Origin of the sequence: Pseudomonas monteilii NBRC 103158 = DSM 14164 (assembly GCF_000730605.1) — a bacterium.
GTDB classification, from domain to species: domain Bacteria; phylum Pseudomonadota; class Gammaproteobacteria; order Pseudomonadales; family Pseudomonadaceae; genus Aquipseudomonas; species Aquipseudomonas monteilii.
Genome location: NZ_BBIS01000003.1, coordinates 1 through 23,917, shown reverse-complemented (window position 1 = coordinate 23,917; position 23,917 = coordinate 1). Strand labels below are relative to the sequence as shown.

General features: G+C 66.8%; 4 protein-coding genes. All 4 read left to right on the top strand.

Going from position 1 to position 23,917, the window contains the following annotated elements; genetic code table 11:
• Positions 1-68 precede the first annotated feature (68 nt).
• The 4 genes from PM2_RS00640 (at position 69) to PM2_RS00625 (ending at position 23,868) form a co-directional block, all read left to right on the top strand.
• Complete coding sequence (locus PM2_RS00640; protein WP_042131122.1) at positions 69-19,022, top strand: BapA/Bap/LapF family large adhesin; 18,954 nt, start codon at positions 69-71, stop codon at positions 19,020-19,022.
• 63 nt (positions 19,023-19,085) lie between these two features.
• Positions 19,086-20,522, top strand: coding sequence for a TolC family outer membrane protein (locus tag PM2_RS00635; RefSeq protein WP_025754800.1), 1,437 nt, complete (start codon positions 19,086-19,088; stop codon positions 20,520-20,522).
• Entirely contained in the window at positions 20,519-22,687 is a 2,169-nt protein-coding gene (locus PM2_RS00630) for a type I secretion system permease/ATPase (protein WP_028699517.1), read from the top strand. Before PM2_RS00635 ends, PM2_RS00630 begins: the two co-directional genes overlap by 4 nt.
• Positions 22,684-23,868 (top strand): HlyD family type I secretion periplasmic adaptor subunit, encoded by a 1,185-nt coding sequence (locus PM2_RS00625; protein WP_027609920.1) that lies wholly within the window; start codon positions 22,684-22,686, stop codon positions 23,866-23,868. Before PM2_RS00630 ends, PM2_RS00625 begins: the two co-directional genes overlap by 4 nt.
• Positions 23,869-23,917 lie beyond the last annotated feature (49 nt).

Below are 23,917 nucleotides of genomic sequence, written 5' to 3'. Positions count from 1 at the left end.
GCTCCGTGACGCAGGTTGTGGCCCGAACGGTTCGGGCCGGGGGATCCGGATACCAGCAGGGAGCGTTCATGGACAACATCGTCGTCGCCGATAAGCAAACCGAAGTCGCCACTCAGAGCGCCTGGGGCAATATCAACCTGAAAGGGCCAGGCGTAGTGCAGATGCCGGTGGCCCCCGACAAGGTCGCCACTGTTACCCAACGTGGGCAAGACCTGATCATCACCCTGAAATCGGGTGAAAAGGTCACCATCGGCAACTTCTTCGCCGTGGACCAGGCAGGGGTCGGCAGCGACATTGTCTTCGTCGGTGAAGACGGCACCCTGTGGCACGCGCAGTACGACGCTACGGCGTTCACCGGTTTCACCTTCGAGGATGTGAACTCGCTGGACGAACTGGTCGCGGGTATCGGCACTGCCGGTAGCGCCATGCCGACCTGGGCGATTGCCGGGCTCAGCCTGCTTGGCATCGGTGGCGCTGCGGCGGCAGCCGACAACGGAGGCGGCGGTAGCAGCGGTGGCGGTTCGGACCCCGATACCACCGCACCGGCCACGCCCATCGACCTGCTGGTGTCACCGGATGGCCTGCGCCTGACCGGCCGTGGTGAAGCAGGCACTACAGTGAGCATCCGTGATGCTGCCGGCAACCTGATCGGCAGCGGCACCGTGGGTGCCGACGGCACCTTCGACGTGACGTTGAACCCGCCGCAAATCAACAGCGAAAACCTTGAAGTCACTCTGACCGATGGCGCCGGCAACGTCTCCACGCCTGGCACAGTCACCGCCCCGGATGTGACTGCGCCGCTGGCACCTACCGACCTTGCCATCAATGAACAGGGCACCACCCTCACCGGCCGTGCAGAACCAGGCTCTACGGTTTCGGTGCGGGGTGCCGACGGGGTGCTGCTGGGCTCAGCCGTGGCCGGTGCAGACGGCCAGTTCAGCATCACCCTGCAACCGCCACAGACCGAAGGCCAGGCTTTGGAGGTCAGCACCAAGGACGCAGCCGGCAACACCTCGCCTTCGGCCAGTATTGCAGCACCAGACGTCGAGACACCTGATACGACCGCCCCAGACCAGCCCACCAACCTCGCCCTTGCCAGCGGCGTAACCCTCACTGGCCGCGGTGAACCAGGGGCCACCGTGCAGGTGCGTGATGCGGCCGGCAACATCATTGGTACAGGCTTGGTCGGTGCCGACGGGCTATTCAGCGTCACCCTGTCGCCCGCCCAGGCCAACGGCGAAGCACTGGACATACGCCTGGTGGATGCTGCCGGCAACAGCTCGATCCCGCTTGAATTCACAGCTCCCGACATCACCCGGCCAAGTGCAGTCAGCGACATTGCAGTCGGCAGTGGCGGCCTGGCGCTGAGTGGCCGAGGTGAACCCGGGGCCACCGTCGAAGTTCGTGATGCCAACGGCACCGTGATCGGCACCGGGGTGGTCGGGGCCAATGGCACCTTCCTCATCAACCTTGATCCTGCGGTACAGCCGGGTGACCAGCTGAGCCTGGTGCAGACCGACCCCAGCGGCAACACCTCCGTTGCCCTCGAATACGATGTGCCACTCACCACCGCGCCAGACAGCCCGAGCAACCTGGTCATCGATGCCGACGGCACTACCCTCACCGGTACCGCCCCGGCGGGCACCCGCGTAGAGGTCCATGACGCCAACGGCACGCTGATCGGCAGCGCCATTGCCAATGCCGATGGGACCTTCAGCATTGAGCTCAACCCCGCTCAGGCCAACGGCGAACTGCTGGATGTCGTCGCCATCGATGACAGCGGCATCTCGTCGCTGCCCGCACAAATCACCGCGCCAGACATTACCGCGCCGGTCGCCCCGAGCGAACTGGCCGTTAACGCCGATGGCACTGTCGTCACCGGCCGTGCCGAACCGGGCAGCACCGTGCGGATCGTTGCCGCTGACGGTACCGAACTGGGCACCGCCGTGGTCGGCCCGACCGGTGTGTTCAGCATCAACCTCAACCCGCCGCAAATAGACGGCGAAGTGCTGCAAGCCACTGCCACCGATGCGGCCGGCAACACATCCACAGCCAGCTCGGTCACCGCACCGGATATCGACGGCGTCGATACCACGCCACCCGCAGTACCAACCGACCTGGTGATCGGCGTGGCCGGTAGCCAACTGAGCGGGCGTGGCGAAGCGGGCACCACCGTGCAGGTCCGTGATGCCGCCGGCAACCTGTTGGCGACTGGCACCGTTGGGCCGGATGGTACCTTTGTGGTGTCCTTGAGCCCTGCCGTGATCGACGGCAGCACCCTGCAAGTCACCCTGACCGATGCCGCCGGCAACGTGTCGCCGTCGGGCGCGGTAACCTCCGCCGACCTGCTGCCTCCGGCTCAACCCACCGACCTGGCCCTGGCCGATGGCGTGACCTTCACCGGTCGCGGCGAGCCGGGCGCCACCGTGCAGGTGCGTGATGCCGCTGGCACCATCATTGGTACGGGTGTGGTGGGCGCCGATGGCCTGTTCAGCGTCACCCTTAACCCAGCCCAGGCCAATGGCGAAGCGCTGGACGTTCGTTTGGTGGACGCGGCCGGCAATACTTCTGCACCGCTGCAGTTCGATGCCCCGGATATCACACCGCCTGCCGCTGTCAGCAACATCGCAGTCGGCAGCGGCGGCCTGGCGCTGAGCGGCCGAGGTGAACCCGGGGCCACCGTCGAAGTTCGTGATGCCAACGGCACCGTGATCGGCACCGGGGTGGTCGGGGCCAATGGCACCTTCCTGATTGACCTTGATCCTGCGGTACAGCCGGGTGACCAGCTGAGCCTGGTGCAGACCGACCCCAGCGGCAACGCCTCCGTTGCCCTCGAATACGATGTGCCACTCACCACCGCGCCAGACAGCCCGAGCAACCTGGTCATCGATGCCGACGGCACTACCCTCACCGGTTCCGCCCCGGCGGGCACCCGCGTAGAAGTGCACGATGCCAACGGTACGTTGATCGGCAGCGCCATCGCCAATGCCGATGGCACCTTCAGCATCGAACTGAACCCGCCACAAGCCAACGGCGAACTGCTGGATGTCGTCGCCATCGATGACAGCGGCGTCTCTTCGCTGCCCGCACAAATCACCGCGCCAGACATTACCGCGCCTGCCGCGCCGACTGAACTGGCTGTCAGCGCCGACGGCACCGTGCTCACCGGCCGTGCCGAACCGGACAGCACCGTGCGCATCGTCGCCGCAGACGGCACCGAATTGGGCACCGCCGTGGTCGGCCCGACCGGTGTGCTCAGCATCAACCTCAACCCGCCACAGGTCGATGGCGAAGTGCTGCAAGCCACTGCCACCGATGCGGCCGGCAACACATCCACAGCCAGCTCGGTCACCGCACCGGATATCGACGGCGTCGATACCACGCCACCCGCAGTACCAACCGACCTGGTGATCGGCGTGGCCGGTAGCCAACTGAGCGGGCGTGGCGAAGCGGGCACCACCGTGCAGGTCCGTGACGCTGCGGGCAACCTGCTGGCGACTGGCACCGTTGGGCCGGATGGTACCTTTGTGGTGTCCTTGAGCCCTGCCGTGATCGACGGCAGCACTCTGCAAGTCACCCTGACCGATGCTGCCGGCAACGTGTCGCAGCCGGGCTCGGTGACCTCCGCCGACCTGCTGCCTCCGGCTCAACCCACCGACCTGGCCCTGGCCGATGGCGTGACCTTCACCGGTCGCGGCGAGCCAGGCGCCACCGTGCAGGTGCGTGATGCCGCTGGGACCATCATTGGTACGGGTGTGGTGGGCGCCGATGGCCTGTTCAGCGTCACCCTTAACCCAGCCCAGGCCAACGGCGAAGCGCTGGACGTTCGGTTGGTGGACGCGGCCGGCAACACTTCTGCCCCGCTGCAGTTCGATGCCCCGGATATCACACCGCCTGCCGCGGTCAGCAACATCGCAGTCGCTAGCGGCGGCCTGGCGCTGAGCGGCCGAGGCGAACCGGGTGCCACCGTCGAAGTTCGTGATGCCAACGGCACCGTGATCGGCACCGGAGTGGTCGGGGCCAATGGCACCTTCCTCATCAACCTTGATCCTGCGGTACAGCCGGGTGACCAGCTGGGCCTGGTGCAGACAGACCCCAGCGGCAACGCCTCCGTTGCCCTCGAATACGATGTGCCACTCACCACCGCGCCAGACAGCCCGAGCAACCTGGTCATCGATGCCGACGGCACTACCCTCACCGGTTCCGCCCCGGCGGGCACCCGCGTAGAGGTCCATGACGCCAACGGCACGCTGATCGGCAGCGCCATTGCCAATGCCGATGGGACCTTCAGCATTGAGCTCAACCCCGCTCAGGCCAACGGCGAACTGCTGGATGTCGTCGCCATCGATGACAGCGGCATCTCGTCGCTGCCCGCACAAATCACCGCGCCAGACATTACCGCGCCGGTCGCCCCGAGCGAACTGGCTGTCAGCGCCGACGGCACCGTGCTCACTGGCCGTGCCGAACCGGGCAGCACCGTGCGCATCGTCGCCGCTGACGGTACCGAACTGGGCACCGCCGTGGTCGGCCCGACCGGTGTGTTCAGCATCAACCTCAACCCGCCGCAAATGGACGGCGAAGTGCTGCAAGCCACTGCCACCGATGCGGCCGGCAACACATCCACAGCCAGCTCGGTCACCGCACCGGATATCGACGGCGTCGATACCACGCCACCCGCAGTACCAACCGACCTGGTGATCGGCGTGGCCGGTAGCCAACTGAGCGGGCGTGGCGAAGCGGGCACCACCGTGCAGGTCCGTGATGCCGCCGGCAACCTGTTGGCGACTGGCACCGTTGGGCCGGATGGTACCTTTGTGGTGTCCTTGAGCCCTGCCGTGATCGACGGCAGCACTCTGCAAGTCACCCTGACCGATGCTGCCGGCAACGTGTCGCAGCCGGGCTCGGTGACCTCCGCCGACCTGCTGCCTCCGGCTCAACCCACCGACCTGGCCCTGGCCGATGGCGTGACCTTCACCGGTCGCGGCGAGCCGGGCGCCACCGTGCAGGTGCGTGATGCCGCTGGCACCATCATTGGTACGGGGGTAGTGGGCGCCGATGGCCTGTTCAGCGTCACCCTTAACCCAGCCCAGGCCAATGGCGAAGCGCTGGACGTTCGTTTGGTGGACGCGGCCGGCAATACTTCTGCACCGCTGCAGTTCGATGCCCCGGATATCACCCCGCCCGCGGCGGTCAGCAACATCGTGGTCGGCAACGGCGGCCAGGCCCTGAGCGGGCGTGGCGAAGCCGGCGCCACCGTCGAAGTGCGTGATGCCAACGGCACGGTAATCGGCACAGGCGTAGTGGGTGCCAACGGCACCTTCCTGATCGACCTTGACCCGGCCGCGCAGCCCGGCGAACAACTGAGCCTGGTGCAGACCGACCCCAGCGGAAACGCCTCCGAAGCGCTGCAGTTCGAAGTTCCGGTAACCACCGCCCCGGCCAGCCCCAGCGATCTGGTGTTCGCCGAGGACGGCACCAGCATCAGCGGCACGGCGCCGGCCGGCACCCGCGTGGAAGTGCACGATGCCAACGGCACGCTGATCGGCAGTATCGTGGCCGGCCCTGATGGCAGCTTCACTGTCGTTCTGGCCCCCGCCCAGGCTAATGGCGAACTGCTGGACGTCGTGGCCGTCGATGATGCGGGTGTATCGTCACTACCAACGCAAATCACCGCGCCAGACATTACCGCGCCGGTCGCCCCGAGCGAACTGGCTGTCAGCGCCGACGGCACCGTGCTCACCGGCCGTGCCGAACCGGGCAGCACCGTGCGGGTACTGGCCGCCGATGGCACTACCGTGCTGGGTAGCGTCGTGGTTGGCGCTACCGGCAGCTTCAGCATCACCCTCAGCCCGCCACAAGTGGACGGCGAAGTGCTGCAAGTCACCGCCACCGATGCGGCAGGCAACACCTCGACGGCAGGTTCAGTCACCGCGCCAGACATCGACGGTGGCGACATCACGCCACCCGACGCACCAACCAATCTGGTGGTCGGCCTGGCCGGCAGCCAGCTGAGCGGGCGTGGCGAAGCCGGCACCACCGTGCAGGTGCGTGACGCCGCAGGTACTGTGCTGGCAACCGGTACGGTCAGCCCCGACGGCACATTTGCGGTGACCTTGGCTCCTGCCGTGAACAACGGCAGCACCTTGCAAGTCACCCTCACCGATGCCGCTGGCAACGTCTCGCAACCCGGTTCAGTCACTTCGCCGGACTTGCAGGCCCCTGCGCAACCTACTGACCTGGCCCTGGCCGAGGGTGTCACCTTCACCGGCCGCGGCGAACCCGGTGCCACCGTGCAGGTGCGCAATAGCGCCGGCACTGTGATCGGCACCGGCCTGGTCAACGCAGACGGCACCTTCAGCGTCACCTTGTTCCCCGCCCAGGCCAATGGCGAGGCGCTGGATGTGCGGGTGGTGGATGCCGCCGGCAACAGCTCGGCGCCACTGCAGTTCGACGCCCCCGACATCACCCCGCCTGCTGTCGTCAGCAATGTCGTGGTCGGTGCCAGTGGCCTGGTGCTCAGCGGTCGCGGCGAAGCGGGTGCAACCGTCGAAGTGCGTGATGCGGGCGGTACCGTCATCGGCACCGCCACGGTCGGAGCCAACGGCACCTTCACGGTCAATCTCGACCCGGCAGCCCAGCCAGGCGCCGTGCTGAGCCTGGTACAGACCGACCCGAGCGGCAACGCGTCCGAAGCCTTGCAGTATGAAGTACCACTGACCACTGCCCCCGATAGCCCAAGCGGCCTGGTGGTTGCCGCCGATGGCACCAGCCTCACCGGTTCTGCCCCGGTGGGCAGCCGTGTGGAAGTGCGTGATGGCAACGGCATCCTGGTCGGCAGCGTGGTGGTGGGCGGCGATGGCACCTTCACCGTCATCCTCAACCCGGCCCAGGCCAACGGCGAACTGCTGGATGTAGTGGCCATCGACGGCACAGGGGCATCGTCGCTGCCGGTGCAGGTCAGCGCGCCAGACATCACCGCGCCAGCCGCGCCAAGCGAACTCGCGATCAATGCCAACGGTACCGTTGTCACCGGCCGTGCCGAAGTGGGCAGCACCGTGCGCGTTCTGGCTGCCGACGGCACTACGGTGCTGGGCACGGCGGTGGTGGGTGCGACCGGTAGTTTCAGCATCACCCTCACCCCGGCACAAGTGGACGGTGAAGTGCTGCAAGTCACCGCCACCGACGCCGCCGGCAATGCCTCCGGCGCCGCTGGCGTCACAGCCCCCGACATCGACGGTGTCGATACAACGCCACCCCTGGCGCCGACCAACCTGGTCATTGGCCTGGCCGGTGGCCAGCTGAGCGGCCGTGGCGAGACGGGTGCCACCGTGCTGGTGCGCGATGCCCAAGGCAACGTGCTGGCCAGCGGCACGGTCAACCCGGACGGCACCTTCCAGATCGCCCTGACACCACCCGTCAACGATGGCAGCACCCTGCAAGTGGTGCTGACCGATGCCGCCGGCAATGCCTCCACTCCAGGCACGGTGGCCTCCCCAGACCTGCAGTCCCCTGCTCAGCCCACCGGCCTCGACCTGGCCAGCGGCGTTACCTTGACCGGTAGCGGTGAACCTGGCGCCACTGTGCAAGTACGCGACACCTCAGGCACCGTGATCGGTACCGGTGTGGTCAACCCGAACGGCAGTTTCAGCGTTACCCTGTCCCCCGCCCAGGCCAATGGCGAAGTCCTCGACATCCGCCTGGTGGACGCCGCCGGCAATACCTCGACGCCGCTGCAATTCAACGCCCCGGACATCACCCCACCTGCGCAGGTCAGCAATATCGTGGTCGGTGCCGATGGCCTGACCCTGAGCGGTCGCGGTGAGGCCGGTGCCACCGTTGAGGTGCGGGACACCAATGGCACACTGATCGGCACAGGTACGGTGACCGTTAACGGCACCTTCGTGCTCGACCTCGACCCGGCCGCGCTGCCGGGCGAACGCCTGAGCCTGGTGCAGACCGACCCCAGCGGCAACGCTTCCCAAGCTTTGACCTTCGACGTACCGTTGGTGACCACGCCGGCCAGCCCGAGCGACCTGGTGTTCGCGGCGGACGGCACCAGCATCAGCGGTTCGGCGCCAGTCGGCAGCCGTGTGGAAGTGCACGATGCCAATGGGAACCTGGTTGGCAGCATCGTAGTGGGTGCCGGGGGCACCTTCACCGTTGTGCTCACCCCAGCCCAGGCCAACGGCCAGCTGCTGGATGTGATCGCCATCGACACCAACGGGGCCTCGTCACTGCCGACACAAGTGACTGCGCCGGACATCACCGCCCCAGCCGCGCCAAGTGAACTAGCCGTCAGCGCCGATGGCAGCGCAGTGACCGGGCGCGCCGAAGCCGGCAGCACCGTACGCGTGCTGGCCGCCGACGGCACTACCCTGCTGGGCAGTGTCGTGGTGGGCGCCAGCGGGGCCTTCAGCATTGGCCTCACCCCGCCGCAAGTGGCAGGCGAACAGTTGCAGGTAACCGCCACCGATGCCGCAGGTAATGCCTCCACAGCCGGTACCGTTACCGCGCCGGTCATCGATAACGGCGGCGATACCACGCCGCCGGCGCCAGCCACCAACCTGGTGATCAGCGCCGACGGCCGTACGGTTTCAGGCCGCGGCGAAGTGGGTGCCACCGTCAAAGTGCTCGACGACCAGGGCCAAGTGCTGGTGAGCGGCACCGTTCAACCCGATGGCAGCTTCAACGTGCAGTTGCCAACCCCAGTGGTGGATGGCTCCTCCCTGCAGGTGACCCTGACCGATGCCGCCGGCAACGTCTCCACACCTGGCCCACTGACCGCGCCAGACCTTGTGGCCCCCCTGCAACCAACGGGCTTGGTGTTGACCAATGGCGACACCCTGACCGGTACTGCCGAAGGCGGTGCCCGGGTAGAGGTGAAAGACGGCTTGGGCAACCTGATCGGCAGCGCCATCGCCCAGCCGGATGGCAGCTTCAGCCTGACCCTGAACCCGCCACAGGCCAATGGCGAAACACTGTCCATTACCGTGACCGATGCGACAGGTAACACCTCTGTACCGCTGAGCTATGTGGCCCCGGACATCACGGCACCGACACTCGTCACTGACGTGGTGGCCGCCGATGGCAGCCTGGCCGTGTCTGGCCGTGGCGAACCCGGTGCCACGGTGGAAGTGCGTGATGCGCAGGGTACGGTGCTCGGCACCGGCACCGTCGCGCCAAATGGCACCTTCGTGGTCGACCTCGAAACGCCGTTGGCGGCGGGCGAAACCCTGGTGCTGGTGCAGACCGATGCCGCCGGCAATACCTCGGTAGGGCTTAGCGTGACGGTTGCCGATGCACCGCTGCCCGAGAGCCCCAGCGGTGTCGTGGTGAGCGCAGATGGCGCCAGCGTTTCCGGTACCGCACCGACGGGCACGCAGGTGCAGGTGCGTGACGCGCAGGGCAATGTGCTGGGCAGCGCACAGGCAGGCCCGGACGGCAGCTTCACCATCGGCCTGACCCCAGCACAAGCCAACGGCGAAACCCTGGATGTGGTGGCTGTGGATGGTGCCGGCAACGCGTCACTGCCGACCCAGGTCACCGCCCCTGACATCACTCCACCCAATGAAGCCAGCCAGCTGCAACTGAGCGCCGATGGCAGCCTGCTCACTGGCCGCGGCGAGCCGGGCACCACCGTGCAGGTCATCAGCGCCCAGGGTGTCGTGCTGGGCAACGCCCAGGTCGGCGCCGACGGCGTGATCAGCGTGGTGCTCAACCCGCCGCAAACCGACGGCCAGGAACTGGACGTGGTGCTGCGCGACGCGGCCGGCAATACCTCGACCGCCACCGTCATTGCCCCCGATCTGGATGGCCCGCTGCAACCCTCGGGGATGGCCATCGATACCGCAGGCATTCACCTGACCGGCCAGGGCCAAAGCGGCTCCATCGTCACCGTGCGCGATGCCAACGGCAACGTGCTGGGCACCGCCATAGTGGGTGCAGACGGGAAGTTCGACGTCACCCTCAATGCGCCACAGCGCAATGGTGAGAGCCTGAGCGTCGAGGCCACCGACAACCTGGGCAACAGCGCCGGCCCGGTGAGTTTCACCGCACCCGACTCCACGCCGCCGCAGGCGGTCACCAACCCGACCATCGATGGCACAGGCACCACGGTCACCGGCAGCGGCGAACCTGGCGCCACCGTGACCGTGCGTGGGCCGGATGGCAGCGTGCTGGGCAGTGCCGTGGCAGGCCCGAACGGTGCATTCGAAATCATCCTCACTCCACCACAGACCAACGGCCAGGCGCTGACCGTGGAGCAGCGTGACCCAACCGGCAACCTGTCGGCGGCGGCCGACCTGCCGGCACCGGACACCGAGTTGCCGGCGACCCCGACCGGCCTGACCCTGTCTGGCGATGGCAGGACCATCACCGGCAGTGGCGAGCCAGGTGCGCAGGTGAGTGTTACCAATACAGCAGGTACCGTGCTGGGCACCGCCACGGTTCAGCCAGACGGCAGCTTCCTGGTGAGCATCGACCCGCCCCAGCTCAATGGCCAGACGCTGTCTGTGACCCAGGCGGACAGTGCCGGCAACGACTCGCCCGCCGGCACCGTGACCGCGCCTGACTTGGAGGCCCCGCTGCCAGCGCAAGGCCTGGGCCTGGATCCGACCGGCACACTGCTCAGCGGCCAGGGCGAGGCAGGCACCACCGTAGAAGTTCGCAACGCGGCAGGCGACCTGCTGGGTACCATTCAGGTGGAGCCCGACGGCACGTTCGAAGTACCACTCGCCCCCGCCCAGACCAACGGCGAAGTATTGTCGGTGGTGTTGATCGATGGCGATGGCAATGCCTCACCGTCTGCCAGCTTCACCGCCGATGACAGCAGCGCGCCAACAGCGCCGGGCAGCCTCACCATCACCCCAGGCGGCAACGCCATCCAGGGTACTGGTGAAACAGGGTCCACGGTGGAAGTGCGGCTTACCGACGGCACCCTGGTGGGTACCATCGTCGTGCCGGCAGGTGGCAGCTTCACCGTGCCACTCTCGCCCGCCCAACTGGACGGCCAGTCACTCAACGTGACCCTGACCGATACTGCCGGCAATGTGTCCCTTCCCGGCCAGATCAATGCGCCGGACATCACGCCACCGGCAGTGCCCACGGGCGTGCTGGTCAGTCCGGACGGCAGCACCGTCACCGGCAATGCGCCTGGCGCCAACTCAGTGTCCGTGGACGACGGGAATGGCAATGTGGTCGTGGTGGCCGTCAATCCGGATGGCAGTTTCAGCGTACCGCTGGATACCCCGCTGACCAATGGCCAGACGGTGACCGTGGTGGTGACCGATGCAGCCGGTAACGACTCTGCTCCGGTCTCCGTCAACGCCCCGGATACAACCGACCCGGATGCGGCCACCGGCCTGACCGTGAGCCCGGATGGCAGCACGGTAGGGGGTAGCGCGGAACCTGGCAGCACAGTGGAAATCCGCAATCAGGATGGTAGCGGCGTGCGCGGCACGATAACCGTCGGGCCAGACGGCACCTTCGTGGTTGACGTCGCCCCGCCACTGGCCACCGGCGAAACCGTCGATGTGGTGGTGATCGACCCTGCCGGCAATGAATCCTCCGAAGTGCCACTTGCCGGCCCGACCGGCACCGAGGTGGCCACACCTTCGGCCCTGTCCATCAGTGCCGACGGCTTCCTGCTGACCGGCCTAGGTACGGTCGGCTCGCTGATTACCGTGACCTCCGGTGGCACCACCCTGGGCACCGCCACGGTCGGCAGCGATGGCACCTTCCGGGTGTTCTTCCAGAACGCCCAGCTCAACGCCCAGATCTTGCAGGTCAGCGCCAAGGCTACCGTCGATGGCCAGCCTTCGGTGCCAGCCATTGTCGTGGCCAACGACACCACGGCGCCAAACGCACCGACCCAAGTCGTCCTCAACGCCACCGGCAGCACGCTGACAGGCCAAGGCGAAGTGGGTGCTACCGTGCGCGTGACCGATGCGCAGGGCAATCTCCTGGGAACCGCGCCCGTCGGCAGCAACGGCCTGTTCAGCATCGATTTCTCACCCGCTGTCGCCAACGGCCAGAACCTGATCGTGACCCAGGCCGACGCGGCGGGTAACGTCTCGCTCGCGGCCACCCTGCAAGCCCCTGACCTGCAGGCACCGCTGGCCGCCAGCAACCTCAGCCTCAACAGCGCGGCCACCGTGCTCAGCGGCCAGGGCGAAGCCGGCGCCACCGTGACCGTACGCGATGCCAGTGGTGCCATCCTGGCCACCGGCACCGTCAACCAGAGTGGGCAGTTCCAGATCACACTGCCCAGCGCGCAAACCAGCGGCAGCGCGTTGCAAGTCACCCTCAGCGATGCCGCCGGTAACATTTCCGGCCCGGCCAGCCTGACGACGCCAGACCGCATGCCGCCTGCCGCCATCACCAATCCGGAGCTGAGCCAGGACGGCCGGCAGCTGTCCGGCAGTGGCGAAGTGGGGGCTACCGTGCAGGTGCGCAACGCCGCCGGTGCGTTGCTGGGCACGGCCACGGTGGGCGCCGACGGTCGCTTCACCGTGACCTTCGACACCCCGCAAGCCACCGGCCAGGCCATCGGCGTGACGCAAGTGGATGCCGCCGGCAACACCTCGCCAGCCGTCAATGTGGCCACCCCGGACCTGACCCCACCGGCCCCACTCACCAACGTGGTGCTGAACAACAACGGTCTGACCCTGACCGGCTTGGGCGAAGCGGGTGCCACAGTCACCGTGCGCGGCCCGGACGGTACCATCATCGGCACTGGACTGGTGGCCGCCAACGGCAGCTTCACCCTCACCCTGAACAGCGCCCAGCTCAACGCCCAGCACCTGAGCGTTACGCAGACCGACGCAGGCAACAACACCTCTGCCGCCGTGGCCGTTACCGCGCCGGACTTCACCCCACCCGCTGCACCGACTGCACTGGCCCTCGCCGCCACCGGGCTGCAACTGTCCGGTAACGCCGAAGCCGGCAGCACCGTGACCGTGCGCGATGCCAGCGGCAACGTGCTGGGCACGGCGACAACCGGCAGCAACGGCACCTTCCAGCTCACCCTGAACAGCGCCCAGACCAACGGGCAGACCCTGCAGGTAACGGCTACCGACGCGGCCGGCAACGTTTCACCGGCCGCGCCTTACACCGCAGCCGATACCACACCGCCAGCGGCCGTTACCAACCTGGCGGTGTCTGCCAGTGGCACCACCCTGACAGGCAATGGCGAAGCCGGTGCGACCGTCACCGTACGGGCACCCGACAACACCGTGCTGGGCACCGCCACGGTCGGCGCCGACGGCCACTTCAGCGTCACCCTGTCGCCAGCCGCGATCACCGGTGAAAGCCTGAGCGTGGTCCAGGCCGACGCCGCACAGAACGTCTCCCCTGCACAAAACGTCACCGCGCCGGGCCTTCTGGCACCGGCGACACCGGACAACCTGGTACTGGCCGCCGACGGCCTGTCGGTGACCGGTACCGCGACGGTGGGCAGCACGGTCAAGGTGTATGGCCCCAACGGCGTATTGCTGGGCAGCAGCCCGGTAGCCAACGACGGTACCTTCACCGTCAACCTCAGCAGCGCCCAGGCCAACGGCGAACGGTTGGAGGTAAGCGCCACCGGCAGCGACGGCGCAGTCTCGCTGCCGGCGACCCTGCAGGCACCGGACACCACGGCACCGCAACCACTGACCAACCTGGTGCTGTCCAACGACGGCCTGATACTCACTGGGCGCGGTGAGCCAGGTGCCACCGTCACCGTGATCGGCGAAGGGGGGATCGACCTGGGCACCGCCGTGGTCGATGCCAGCGGCAACTTCAGCGTCAACCTCAGCGCCGCGCAGATCAACGGTGAACAGCTCAGCGCCAGCCAGTCCGATGTGGCCGGCAACGAGTCCAACAGCGTCAGCCTGACCGCCCCGGACCGCGTGGCGCCGGATGCGGCTGGCAACCTGGCCTTCGATGGCGGTGGCAGCCTGCTCAACGGTACCGGTGAAACGGGGGCTGCTGTTCGCGTGCTGGCCGCCGACGGCACGGTGCTGGGCAACGCAACGGTACGCGCCGACGGCACCTTCCAGGTCAACCTCGCCTCGCCTCAGGCCAACGGCCAACAGGTGCAGGTGGTGCTGACCGATGCCGCCGGCAACCAGTCCGCCGCCAGTGCCATCACTGCACCGGACACCACGGCACCCGCAGCACCCACCGCGCTGGCAATATCCAGCGATGGCGTGACCATCACCGGCCGCGGCGAAGTGGGCGCGCTGGTCACCGTCACCAACCCGGCAGGCCAGCCAATCGGCAGCGCCACCGTCGATGCCAGCGGCTACTTCACCATCACCCTCAGCCCGGCGTTGGGCAACGCCGAACTGCTCAGCTTCACCCAGGCCGATGCCACCGGCAACGTGTCGGCCGTGGCCACCCTGCAAACCCCGGACTTCACACCGCCAGCTCCCCTTACCGCCGTGGTGATCAACGCCGACGGCAGTGTGGTCAGCGGCCTGGGCGAAGCAGGCGCGACGGTCACTGTCAGCAATGCCGCCGGCACCGTGCTGGGTACCGGCACAGTACTGGCAGACGGCACCTTCCGCGTCGAGCTGTCGCCCGCGCAAATCAATCACCAGGTGCTGTCGGTGCAGCAGGCCGACCCACCCGGCAACATCAGCTTGCCGGTCACCGTTCAAGCACCGGACTATACGCCCCCCGCCGCCGCAACCGGGCTGCAGCTCAGTGTGGCAGGCGATGAACTGGGCGGTGTCGGCGAAGCGGACGCTACCGTGCGCGTGTATGTCGGCACCACACAGATCGGCACTGCCGTGGTGGCTGCCAATGGCACCTTCGTGGTCGAGCTGGATACCCCGCAACTGAATGGCCAACTGCTGCAGGTCACCCTGACCGACAGCAGCGGCAACGTATCGACGGTCAGCACGGTCACGGCGCTGGACATCACCCCGCCGGCCACCGTGATCGCCAGCCTCAACGACAGCGGCACCCAACTGATCGGTACCGCCGAAGCCGGCACCCGCGTCACCGTGGTCAACAACAACGGCGACCTGCTGGGCCAGGTGACAGTCGACCCGGACGGCACCTTTGTGCTCGACCTGAACAACCCGCAAATCAATGGCCAGGTACTGACGGTGATCGCCCAGGACGCCACCGGCAACCCGTCGGCGCCCTTGCAGGTAACCGCGCCAGACCTGACAGCGCCGGTGCAGCCAGGCAACCTGCTGCTCAACCCGGCAGGCACGTCGATGACCGGTACGGCGGAAGCCGGCTCCACCATCACTGTTCGTGGCCCTGACAACAGCCTCGTGGGTACGGTGGTGGTGGGTGGCAATGGCGAGTTCACCGTTGCCATCAACCCGGCTCAGAACAACGGCCAACTGCTGACCGTGGTGTCCACGGATGCTGCCGGCAATGCCTCGATACCCGCCAGCTACCAGACCAACGACACCTCGCCACCCGCCGTGGTGACCAACCTGGCGATCGACAATACCTATAGCTCGTTGACCGGCAGGGGCGAAGCCAATGCCACGGTCACCGTCAGAATCGGTGGCCCCACCGGCACCGTGATAGGGACCGGTCTGGTGGACGCCGCTGGCAACTTCCAGATAAACCTTTCGCCGACGCCGGGCTCAGCCGCACTCCTCTCCGTGAGCCAGTCCGACGGTACCAATACCTCTGGCGCCGTGACGTACACCACCCCTCTGGTGCCGCCACCCGAACCACCAACCAATGCGATACTGGGCAGCGACGGCCTGACCTTGACCGGTACGGCCGCAGCCGGTGCAAGCATTCGCGTCTACGATGCTGCCGGCAACCTGATCGGTTCAGGCTCCGCCAACATCGGAACGGGTAGCTTCAGCATCACGCTGAACGCGGCTCAACTCAACGGCCAGCACATCTCGGTGACGGCAGTCTCCCTGCTGGGCGGCGAATCGCAGCCGGTCTTCCTGCAAGCGGCCGACATCACCCCACCGGCCAACCCGGTGGTTACCAGCCTGTCGGCCAATGGCCTGGTGCTTACCGGTACCGGTGAGGCCGGTGCCACGGTGACCGTGCGTGATGCCAGCAACAACGTGCTTGGAACGGCGTTGGTGAATGGCGGTGGCGTGTTCACCGTCAACCTCAACGCGGCGCAGCTCAACGGCCAGGTACTGGGTGTGAGCCAGACCGACGCCGCAGGCAACGCGTCTGGCAGCACCAGCTACACGGCAGTCGATGTCCAGCCGCCAGCCGTGCCGACCAACGTGGCCATCAACGGCACAGGCACGGTACTGACCGGTAACGGCGAAGCAGGCGCTACCGTCACCGTGCAAGGCCCGAATGGCCAGGTGGGTACCGGCGTGGTGCAAGCCAACGGCACCTTCAGCATCACCCTGACCTCGCCACAGAACGACGGGCAATTGCTGGTAGTGCGCCAGACCGATGCAGCCGGCAACCTGTCCGCCAGCACCAGTTTGACCGCACCGGACACGACGCCGCCCGCAGCCCCGGTGGCGGTCATCAACGCCAACGGCACCTTGGTCAGCGGCTCTGGCCAGGTCGGCAGCACCGTCACCGTGCGCAACAATGCTGGCACCGTCCTGGGCACCGCAACGGTGGGCACCAACGGCCTGTTCGTAGTCAGCTTGGCTGCCGCTCAAATCGACAACCAGGCGCTCAGCGTCACCCTCACCGACAGTGCCGGCAACGTGTCTACCGGCACCGCCCTGACTGCACCGGACCTGACCCCGCCTGCAGTGGCCGGAAACCTGCAGATCAGTGCCGACGGCAGTACCCTCACCGGCACCGGCGAAGCAGGCGCCACCGTCACTGTGCGCAGCGCCAGCGGTACCGTGCTGCAAACCGCGACCGTACAACCGAACGGCAGCTTCACCGTGACCCTGAGCCCACCTCAGGACAACGGCCAGGTCCTTTCGGTCGGCCTCACCGACCCGCGTGGCAACGTGTCGGGCAACGTCACCATCACCGCGCCCGATGTGGATGCCAACGCCCCGGTCATCGCCAGCGACAACCTGGCAACGGCAACGGTCAGCCTGGTACCGGTCACTGCAACCAAGACCTACACCGACAGCTTCACCACCCTGCTGTCGGGCTTCACCAAGACCTACACCTGGACCGTAGCGGCCGGCACCACGGCCGACCCGATCCTCACACTGACTACCAACAGCGTACTGGCGCTGCTCAACAACTCCACGTTCACCCTGCAAGTGAAAGACGCTACGGGCGCCTGGGTGACGCTTGCCACCGGCAACACCCAGGGCCTGCTCGACCTGATCGTGCTACCACTCGGCCTGCAGGTCGATATCGGTACCCTGCAAGCCGGTGACTACCGCCTGACCGTGGGCAGTGGCGGTATTGGCCTGATCACCAACGTGACCACTTCGCTGGACATCACAGCCACCAGCCTGACCGAGTTCACCGGGACAGGCACCGCCACCACCGGCAACGTCATCACCGATGTGGGCACCGATGGCACTGTCGATGCACATGGCCCGGACAGCGCCGCCGTGCTCCAGGTGTTCAAGGACGGCAGTTATGTCGCGGCCGGCAGCGCCACCACGGTACAAGGCCTGTACGGCACCCTGGTGATCCGCGCGGACGGCAGCTACACCTACACGCCAAACGGCAGCCCGAGCAGTGTCGGCAAGGTCGATGTGTTCAGCTACCAGCTGGTGCATGCGAACGGTCTGTCCGATTCCGCCAACCTGTATGTGCGTATCGACAGCCCGCAGGCCACGGAGGTGTGGAGCGACATCAACTACGGTGCGCCGGCCACGGTGGTGGATGCCGTCAACGACGTCGGCTTCAGCCACTTGACCCTGGTCAACCGTGTAGACACCAGCAGCAGCTCGCTGGGCACGCTGAGCCTGCCGGTAATTGGCACGCGCCAGGCCACCTACACCACCGCGGTTGCCGCCGATACCACGGCCAACCTGCAAGTGGTGGTCAACTCCACCAACCTGTTGAGCCTGCTCAACGGCACCACCATCGAGTTGCTCAAGCTCAATCCGGCCACCGGCCAGTATGTGCTGGTGCAGTCGGTGCCTGGCAGCTCATTGGTCAGCCTGCTGGGGGGCGGTGCGGCTTATACCTTCCAGAACCAGGGGACGGGTACCTACCACATACGCGTTACAGCGGGCGGCATCGGCTTGCTCAGTTCCATCACCACCAGCGTGAACGCCACCACCACGCACCTCACCGAGTTCGTGGTCAGCAGCGCGACCACGGCAACCGGCAACCTGCTCGCGGATGACACCGTGGGTTCGGCCTTGACCGTGCTGAGCGTGCTGACGGCGGCCAACACCTACACCATCCCGGGCTATAACGGGGTGAGCGTGGCGGGCACCTACGGCACGCTGCTGGTGCATGCCGACGGCAGCTACACCTACACCCTCAACTCAGGGCTCACGTCGACAGCCGTCGGCCAGCAAGACACCTTCACCTACGAGCTGACCCACCCCAACGGCACCACCGACACCGCAACGCTCACCATCAACCTGGACAACGCCGCTGGTCTCACCAGCACGATGTCGCTGCTCTCCGATACCGGTGACGAAGGGGTAGCACTGGCCAGTGTGGCCGCATCGGCTTCCACAGAGGTGATCGCCGGCACCGACGGCAATGACCACCTCGATGGCAGCCAGGGTGGCCATATCACCCTGCAGGGTGGCGCAGGGGACGACACCCTGGTGGTGGTTGACCAGAACTTCGCCAGCGTCGAGGGCGGCACAGGGACCGACACCCTGCTGTGGGGCGGCGGCGATGCCAGCATCGACCTGGGCAACCTGGCCGATCGGGTGCATGACATCGAAGTCATCGACCTCAACGACACCAGCGCGGTGGCTCTTACCCTCAACCTGGCAGACGTGGTGGCCATCACCGAAATCGGCAACGACACACTGATCATCAAGGGGGACGACAAAGACACGGTTCACATGACAGACAACTGGACGCTGGCTGGCACCCAGACTGCCGACGGCATCGACTATAACCAATATACGGCCCAGGAGGATCCGAGCCATCACCTGTGGGTGCAGAACGGTATCCATGTGGTCTGAGGCCGCTGCAAACCCGCCGGGCACGCGCCCGGCGGCATGGACGACCAGCAGTAAGGGAACTATGTGAAGCGAAGCAGTCCGCTGTCACCGCTGTTGCTGGGCGCCTTCGGGCTCCTGGTGCTGAACTTCCACCCGGCCGCCCAGGCAGCCGACGACATCGACCCACAACTGCGCCAGATCGGGCCATCGCTGCTACGCGATGCGCCCGAAGCGGTGCCCGCCCGCCCCGCTATCGGCATGGCCCCGGTGGCCAGTGGCGAGCGCCTGGGGCTGACCGACGCAGTGCTGCAAGCCGCGCAATGGCACCCCAGCATCGCCGAGGCCATCGGCAACCTGTACAAGCAGGGTGAAGGCATCAACGTCGCCCGTGCGGGGTATTACCCGCAGATTTCCGGCGGTATCCGCACCGGTTATGACACCGGTTACGGCGGTGACCGCAACAGCCAGGCACTGAACCTGTCGCTCAAGCAGATGCTCTACGACTTCGGCAAGGTCGACAGTGCCGTCAGCGCGGCCCAGGCCGCCGCCGCCCGCGCCCAGGCCAACATCCTGCTGGTGGTCGACGAGCTGGCCCGCGACACGGCCTACGCCTGGATCGAAACCCGCCGCTACGAACAACTGATGACCATCGCCCGCGACCAGATTCGCGGGGTCGGCGACATTGCCGGCATGGCCCGTCAGCGCAGCGACATGGGCGCCAGCACCCGCTCCGACGTGGTGCAAGCCGAGTCCCGCGTGGAAAGCGCACGCGCCACGCTGGAGGAATACCAGTCGCAGTATGAACGCTGGCGTTCCACCCTGGCGGCGCTGATGGGGCGCGTTACCCCACCAGCGCTGACCGAGCAGGCACCGCCCGAGCTGAACCAGGCCTGCAAGCGGCCCTCGCAGGGCGATGACCGCCTGCCCGCCGTGCTGATGGCCCTGGCACAGCGCGCCCAAGGCCAGGCCGAACTCGCCCAGGCCAAGGCCGAGGCCTACCCGACCCTGTCGTTGCAACCCCAGGTCAACCACTACCTGGACGACGACTACAACCGCGACAACGCGCGCCTGGACCGCACCCAGGCCGGCATCTACCTGAACGTCGAGGTGCCCATCTACCAGGGCGGCGCCATCAGCGCCCGCACCCGCGCTGCCGGCCACGCGCTGACCGCCGCCGACTCCGCCGAGGATGCGGCACGCCTGCAGGCCCGTCGCGGCCTGGCCGAGGCCATGGCGCAAACCTCCGGGCTGGGCCGGCGGCTGACGTCGCTGGAGGCGCGCCAGGCGAGCATCCAGGAAGCGCGCATGCTGTACGGCCGACAGTACCTGGACCTGGGCACGCGGCCCCTGCTCGACCTGCTCAACGCCGAGCAGGAGATCTACCAGTCACGCTTCGAACTCGCCGGCACCCGCTCCGACCTGCTGCGCCTGGATGTCGACTGCCTGTACAACACCGGCGCCCTGCGCACGGCCTTTGGCCTTGAGGGGCGCAACCTGCAAGGGGTGGAGATCCAGCCATGACCGATTCCATCAATGTAACCCTGCCCAACCAGGCGCCCGCTGCTGCGCCCGAAGCGGCTCACCGACCAGACCTTGGGCCATGGCTGGAGGTGATGCTGCAAGTAGCGCATCACTACCGCCTGGACGTGTCGCCACAACGCATCCGCCTGGCCGCCGTCGAGGACGCCCGCCCGCTGGACGAAATCCTCCGCCACATGGCGCGCCAGGCTGGGCTGGCCCTGCGCTTCGTGCGCTTCGATGCCAAGGGCTTGCGGCAGTGGCGCACCCCGTTGGTGCTGGAGCTGGATGACGGCCAGTTGGCCGTGGTCGAGTCAGTCACTGAAGAAGACGACCTGGCGGTGGTATTTGCCGGCGACCAGGGCCTGACCTCACGCCTGCCGCGTGACAGCCTCAAAGGCCGCATCAACCGCGTCGCCCTGCTGCGCCCGGCACGGCCGCTGCGCGACGTGCGCACCGACGACTACACCGCGCCCTACGACCGCCACTGGTTCGCCCGCATCGTGCTGCGCGACCTGCGCCCGTATGGGCAAGTGATGGTCGCCTCACTGGTGGCTAACATCCTGGCCCTTGCGGGGGTGCTGTTCTCGATGCAGGTGTATGACCGGGTAATCCCGGCCGAATCGCTGCCCACCCTGTACGTGCTGTTTGGCGGCGTGGTGCTGGCGCTGGTGTTCGACTTCAGCATGCGCCTGCTGCGGCTAAAGGTAACCGACCTGCTCGGCAAGCGCGCCGACCTGCGGGTGAGCGACCTGGTCTACGGGCATGCCTTGCGCCTGCGCAACTCGGTGAGGCCGAAGTCCACCGGGTCGTTCATCTCGCAACTGCGCGAGCTGGAATCGATCCGCGACCTCATCACCTCCAGCACGGCCACGGTATTGGCCGACCTGCCATTCTTCCTGCTGTTCCTGCTGGTGTTCTGGCTGATCGGCGGCGTGCTGGTGTTCATCCCGCTGGTCGCACTGCTGGCCATGGTAGTGCCCGGGGTGCTGGCACAGCGGCGCCTGGCGCGGCTGGCCAACGCCTCCATGCGCGAGTCAGCGCTGCGCAACGCCATGCTGGTGGAAAGCATCCAGGGCCTGGACGAAATCAAGGCACTGCAAGCCGAAGCGCGCTTCGAGCGGCAATGGAACCAGTACAACGCGGCCTGTGCCCACACCAACCTGCGCCTGCGCACCCTCACCAATGGCCTGGTGACCTGGACGCAGAACGTTCAGGGCGCCGTGTTTGCCGTGGTCATCGTGATCGGCGCGCCCATGGTGATCGCCGGCGACCTCACCACCAGTAGCCTGGTGGCAGCGTCGATGCTGTCGTCGCGGATGATGGCACCGCTGGCGCAACTGACCCATGTACTGACCCGCTGGCAGCAGGCCAAGGTGGCCCTGCAAGGGCTGGACAAGCTGATGCAGTCGCCGGTCGACCACCCCGAAGGTGAGGCCCGCGTACACTTGCCAGCCATTCGTGGCGAGTATCGCCTGCGCCAGGCCAACTTCCGCTACAGCGAAGAATCGCCGCCGGTACTGAATATCGGCCAACTGGACATTCAACCGGGCGAGCGCATTGCCGTGCTAGGGCGCAATGGCGCCGGCAAGTCGACCCTGCTGCAAGCCCTGGGCGGGGCCATGGACCTGGTGCAAGGCGACGTCAGCCTGGACGGCATCGCGCTGGCCCACCTCGACCCCGCCGACCTGCGCCGTGACGTGGGTCTACTGCCGCAATACGCGCGCCTGTTCCACGGCACGCTGCGGGAAAACCTCACCCTCGGTGCCGGCCAGGCCAGCGACCAGGAACTGGTGGCCGCGCTGGCGGCCACCGGCGCACTGGACTTCGTGCGCCGCCTGCCCAAGGGCATGGACCACCTGATTCTGGAAGGTGGCCTGGGTTTGTCGGGCGGCCAGCGCCAGGCCCTGGTGCTGTCGCGCCTGCTGGTGCGCCAGCCACAGGTTTTGCTGCTGGACGAACCCACCGCCTCGCTGGACGACATGACCGAGCGCAAGCTGCTGGATAACCTCGAACGCTTCTGCCAGGGCCGCACCCTGGTGATCGCCACGCACCGCCTGAGCGTGCTGCAACGGGTCGACCGCATCCTCGTGCTCGACGGCGGACGCATTGTCATCGACGACACGCGCGATGCCGCGCTGGCCAAACTGCAAGGAGCCCAGGCATGAGCAACCATGAACTCCCGGCCTCCTACCTGGATGGGCAGGACGACCAGGCGGTATTCCGCGCCGGACGTATCATCACGATTTGTGCATTGATGCTGGCCGCGTTCCTGGCCTGGGCCGCCTGGTTCGAGGTAACCGAGGTATCCACCGGCACTGGCAAAGTGATCCCCAGTTCGCGGGAGCAGGTGATCCAGTCGTTCGAGGGTGGCATCGTGGCGCAGATGAGCGTGGCCGAGGGCGACTTGGTCGAGCGCGGCCAGGTACTGGCCCAGCTCGACCCGACCAAGACCGCCTCCAGCGTTGGCGAAAGTGAAGCCAAGTACCGCGCCGCCAAGGCTAGCCAGGCCCGCCTGCAGGCGGAGGTGACCGGCAAGCCGCTGACCTTCCCCGACAGCCTGCGCGACTCGCCCGAGCTGATCGACGCGGAAACCGCGCTGTACCAGACCCGCCGTCGCGGCCTGGAGCAAACCCTGGCAGGCATCCAGGACTCACTGCAACTGGTGCGCAGCGAACTGAAGATCACCGAAAACCTGGCCAAGATGGGCGCTTCCAGCCGGGTCGAAGTGATCCGCCTTAACCGTCAGCGTTCAGAGCTTGAACTGAAAGCCAACGAAGCCCGCTCCGACTACTTGGTGCGGGCCCGGGAAGAACTGGCCAAGGCCAGCGCCGAGGCCGACAGCCTGTCGGAAGTGGTGCGCGGGCGCAGCGACTCGCTTACCCGCCTGACCTTGCGTTCGCCAGTACGCGGCATCGTCAAGGACATCGAGGTCAACACCCTGGGTGGCGTGGTGCAGCCCGGGGGCCAGGTGATGAAGATCGTGCCGATGGACGAACGCCTGCTGATCGAAACCCGCATTGCCCCGCGTGACATTGCCTTCATTCACCCGGACCAGGCGGCCAAGGTCAAGATCAGTGCCTATGACTATTCGGTGTACGGCGGGCTGGATGGCAAGGTGGTGGGCATTTCGCCGGACACCTTGCAGGATGAAGTGAAGCCCGAGATCTACTACTACCGGGTGTTCATCCGTACCGAGCAGGACAGCTTGCAGAACAAGGCCGGCAAGCACTTTGCAATTGTACCGGGGATGGTGGCCACGGTGGATATCCGCACCGGGGAGAAGACAATTCTGGATTACCTGATCAAGCCACTGAACCGGGCCAGGGAGGCCCTGAGGGAACGCTAGAGTACGACGTGATTTTTGTGTTGCTGGTGCGACCGAGCGCCGCCCGCGC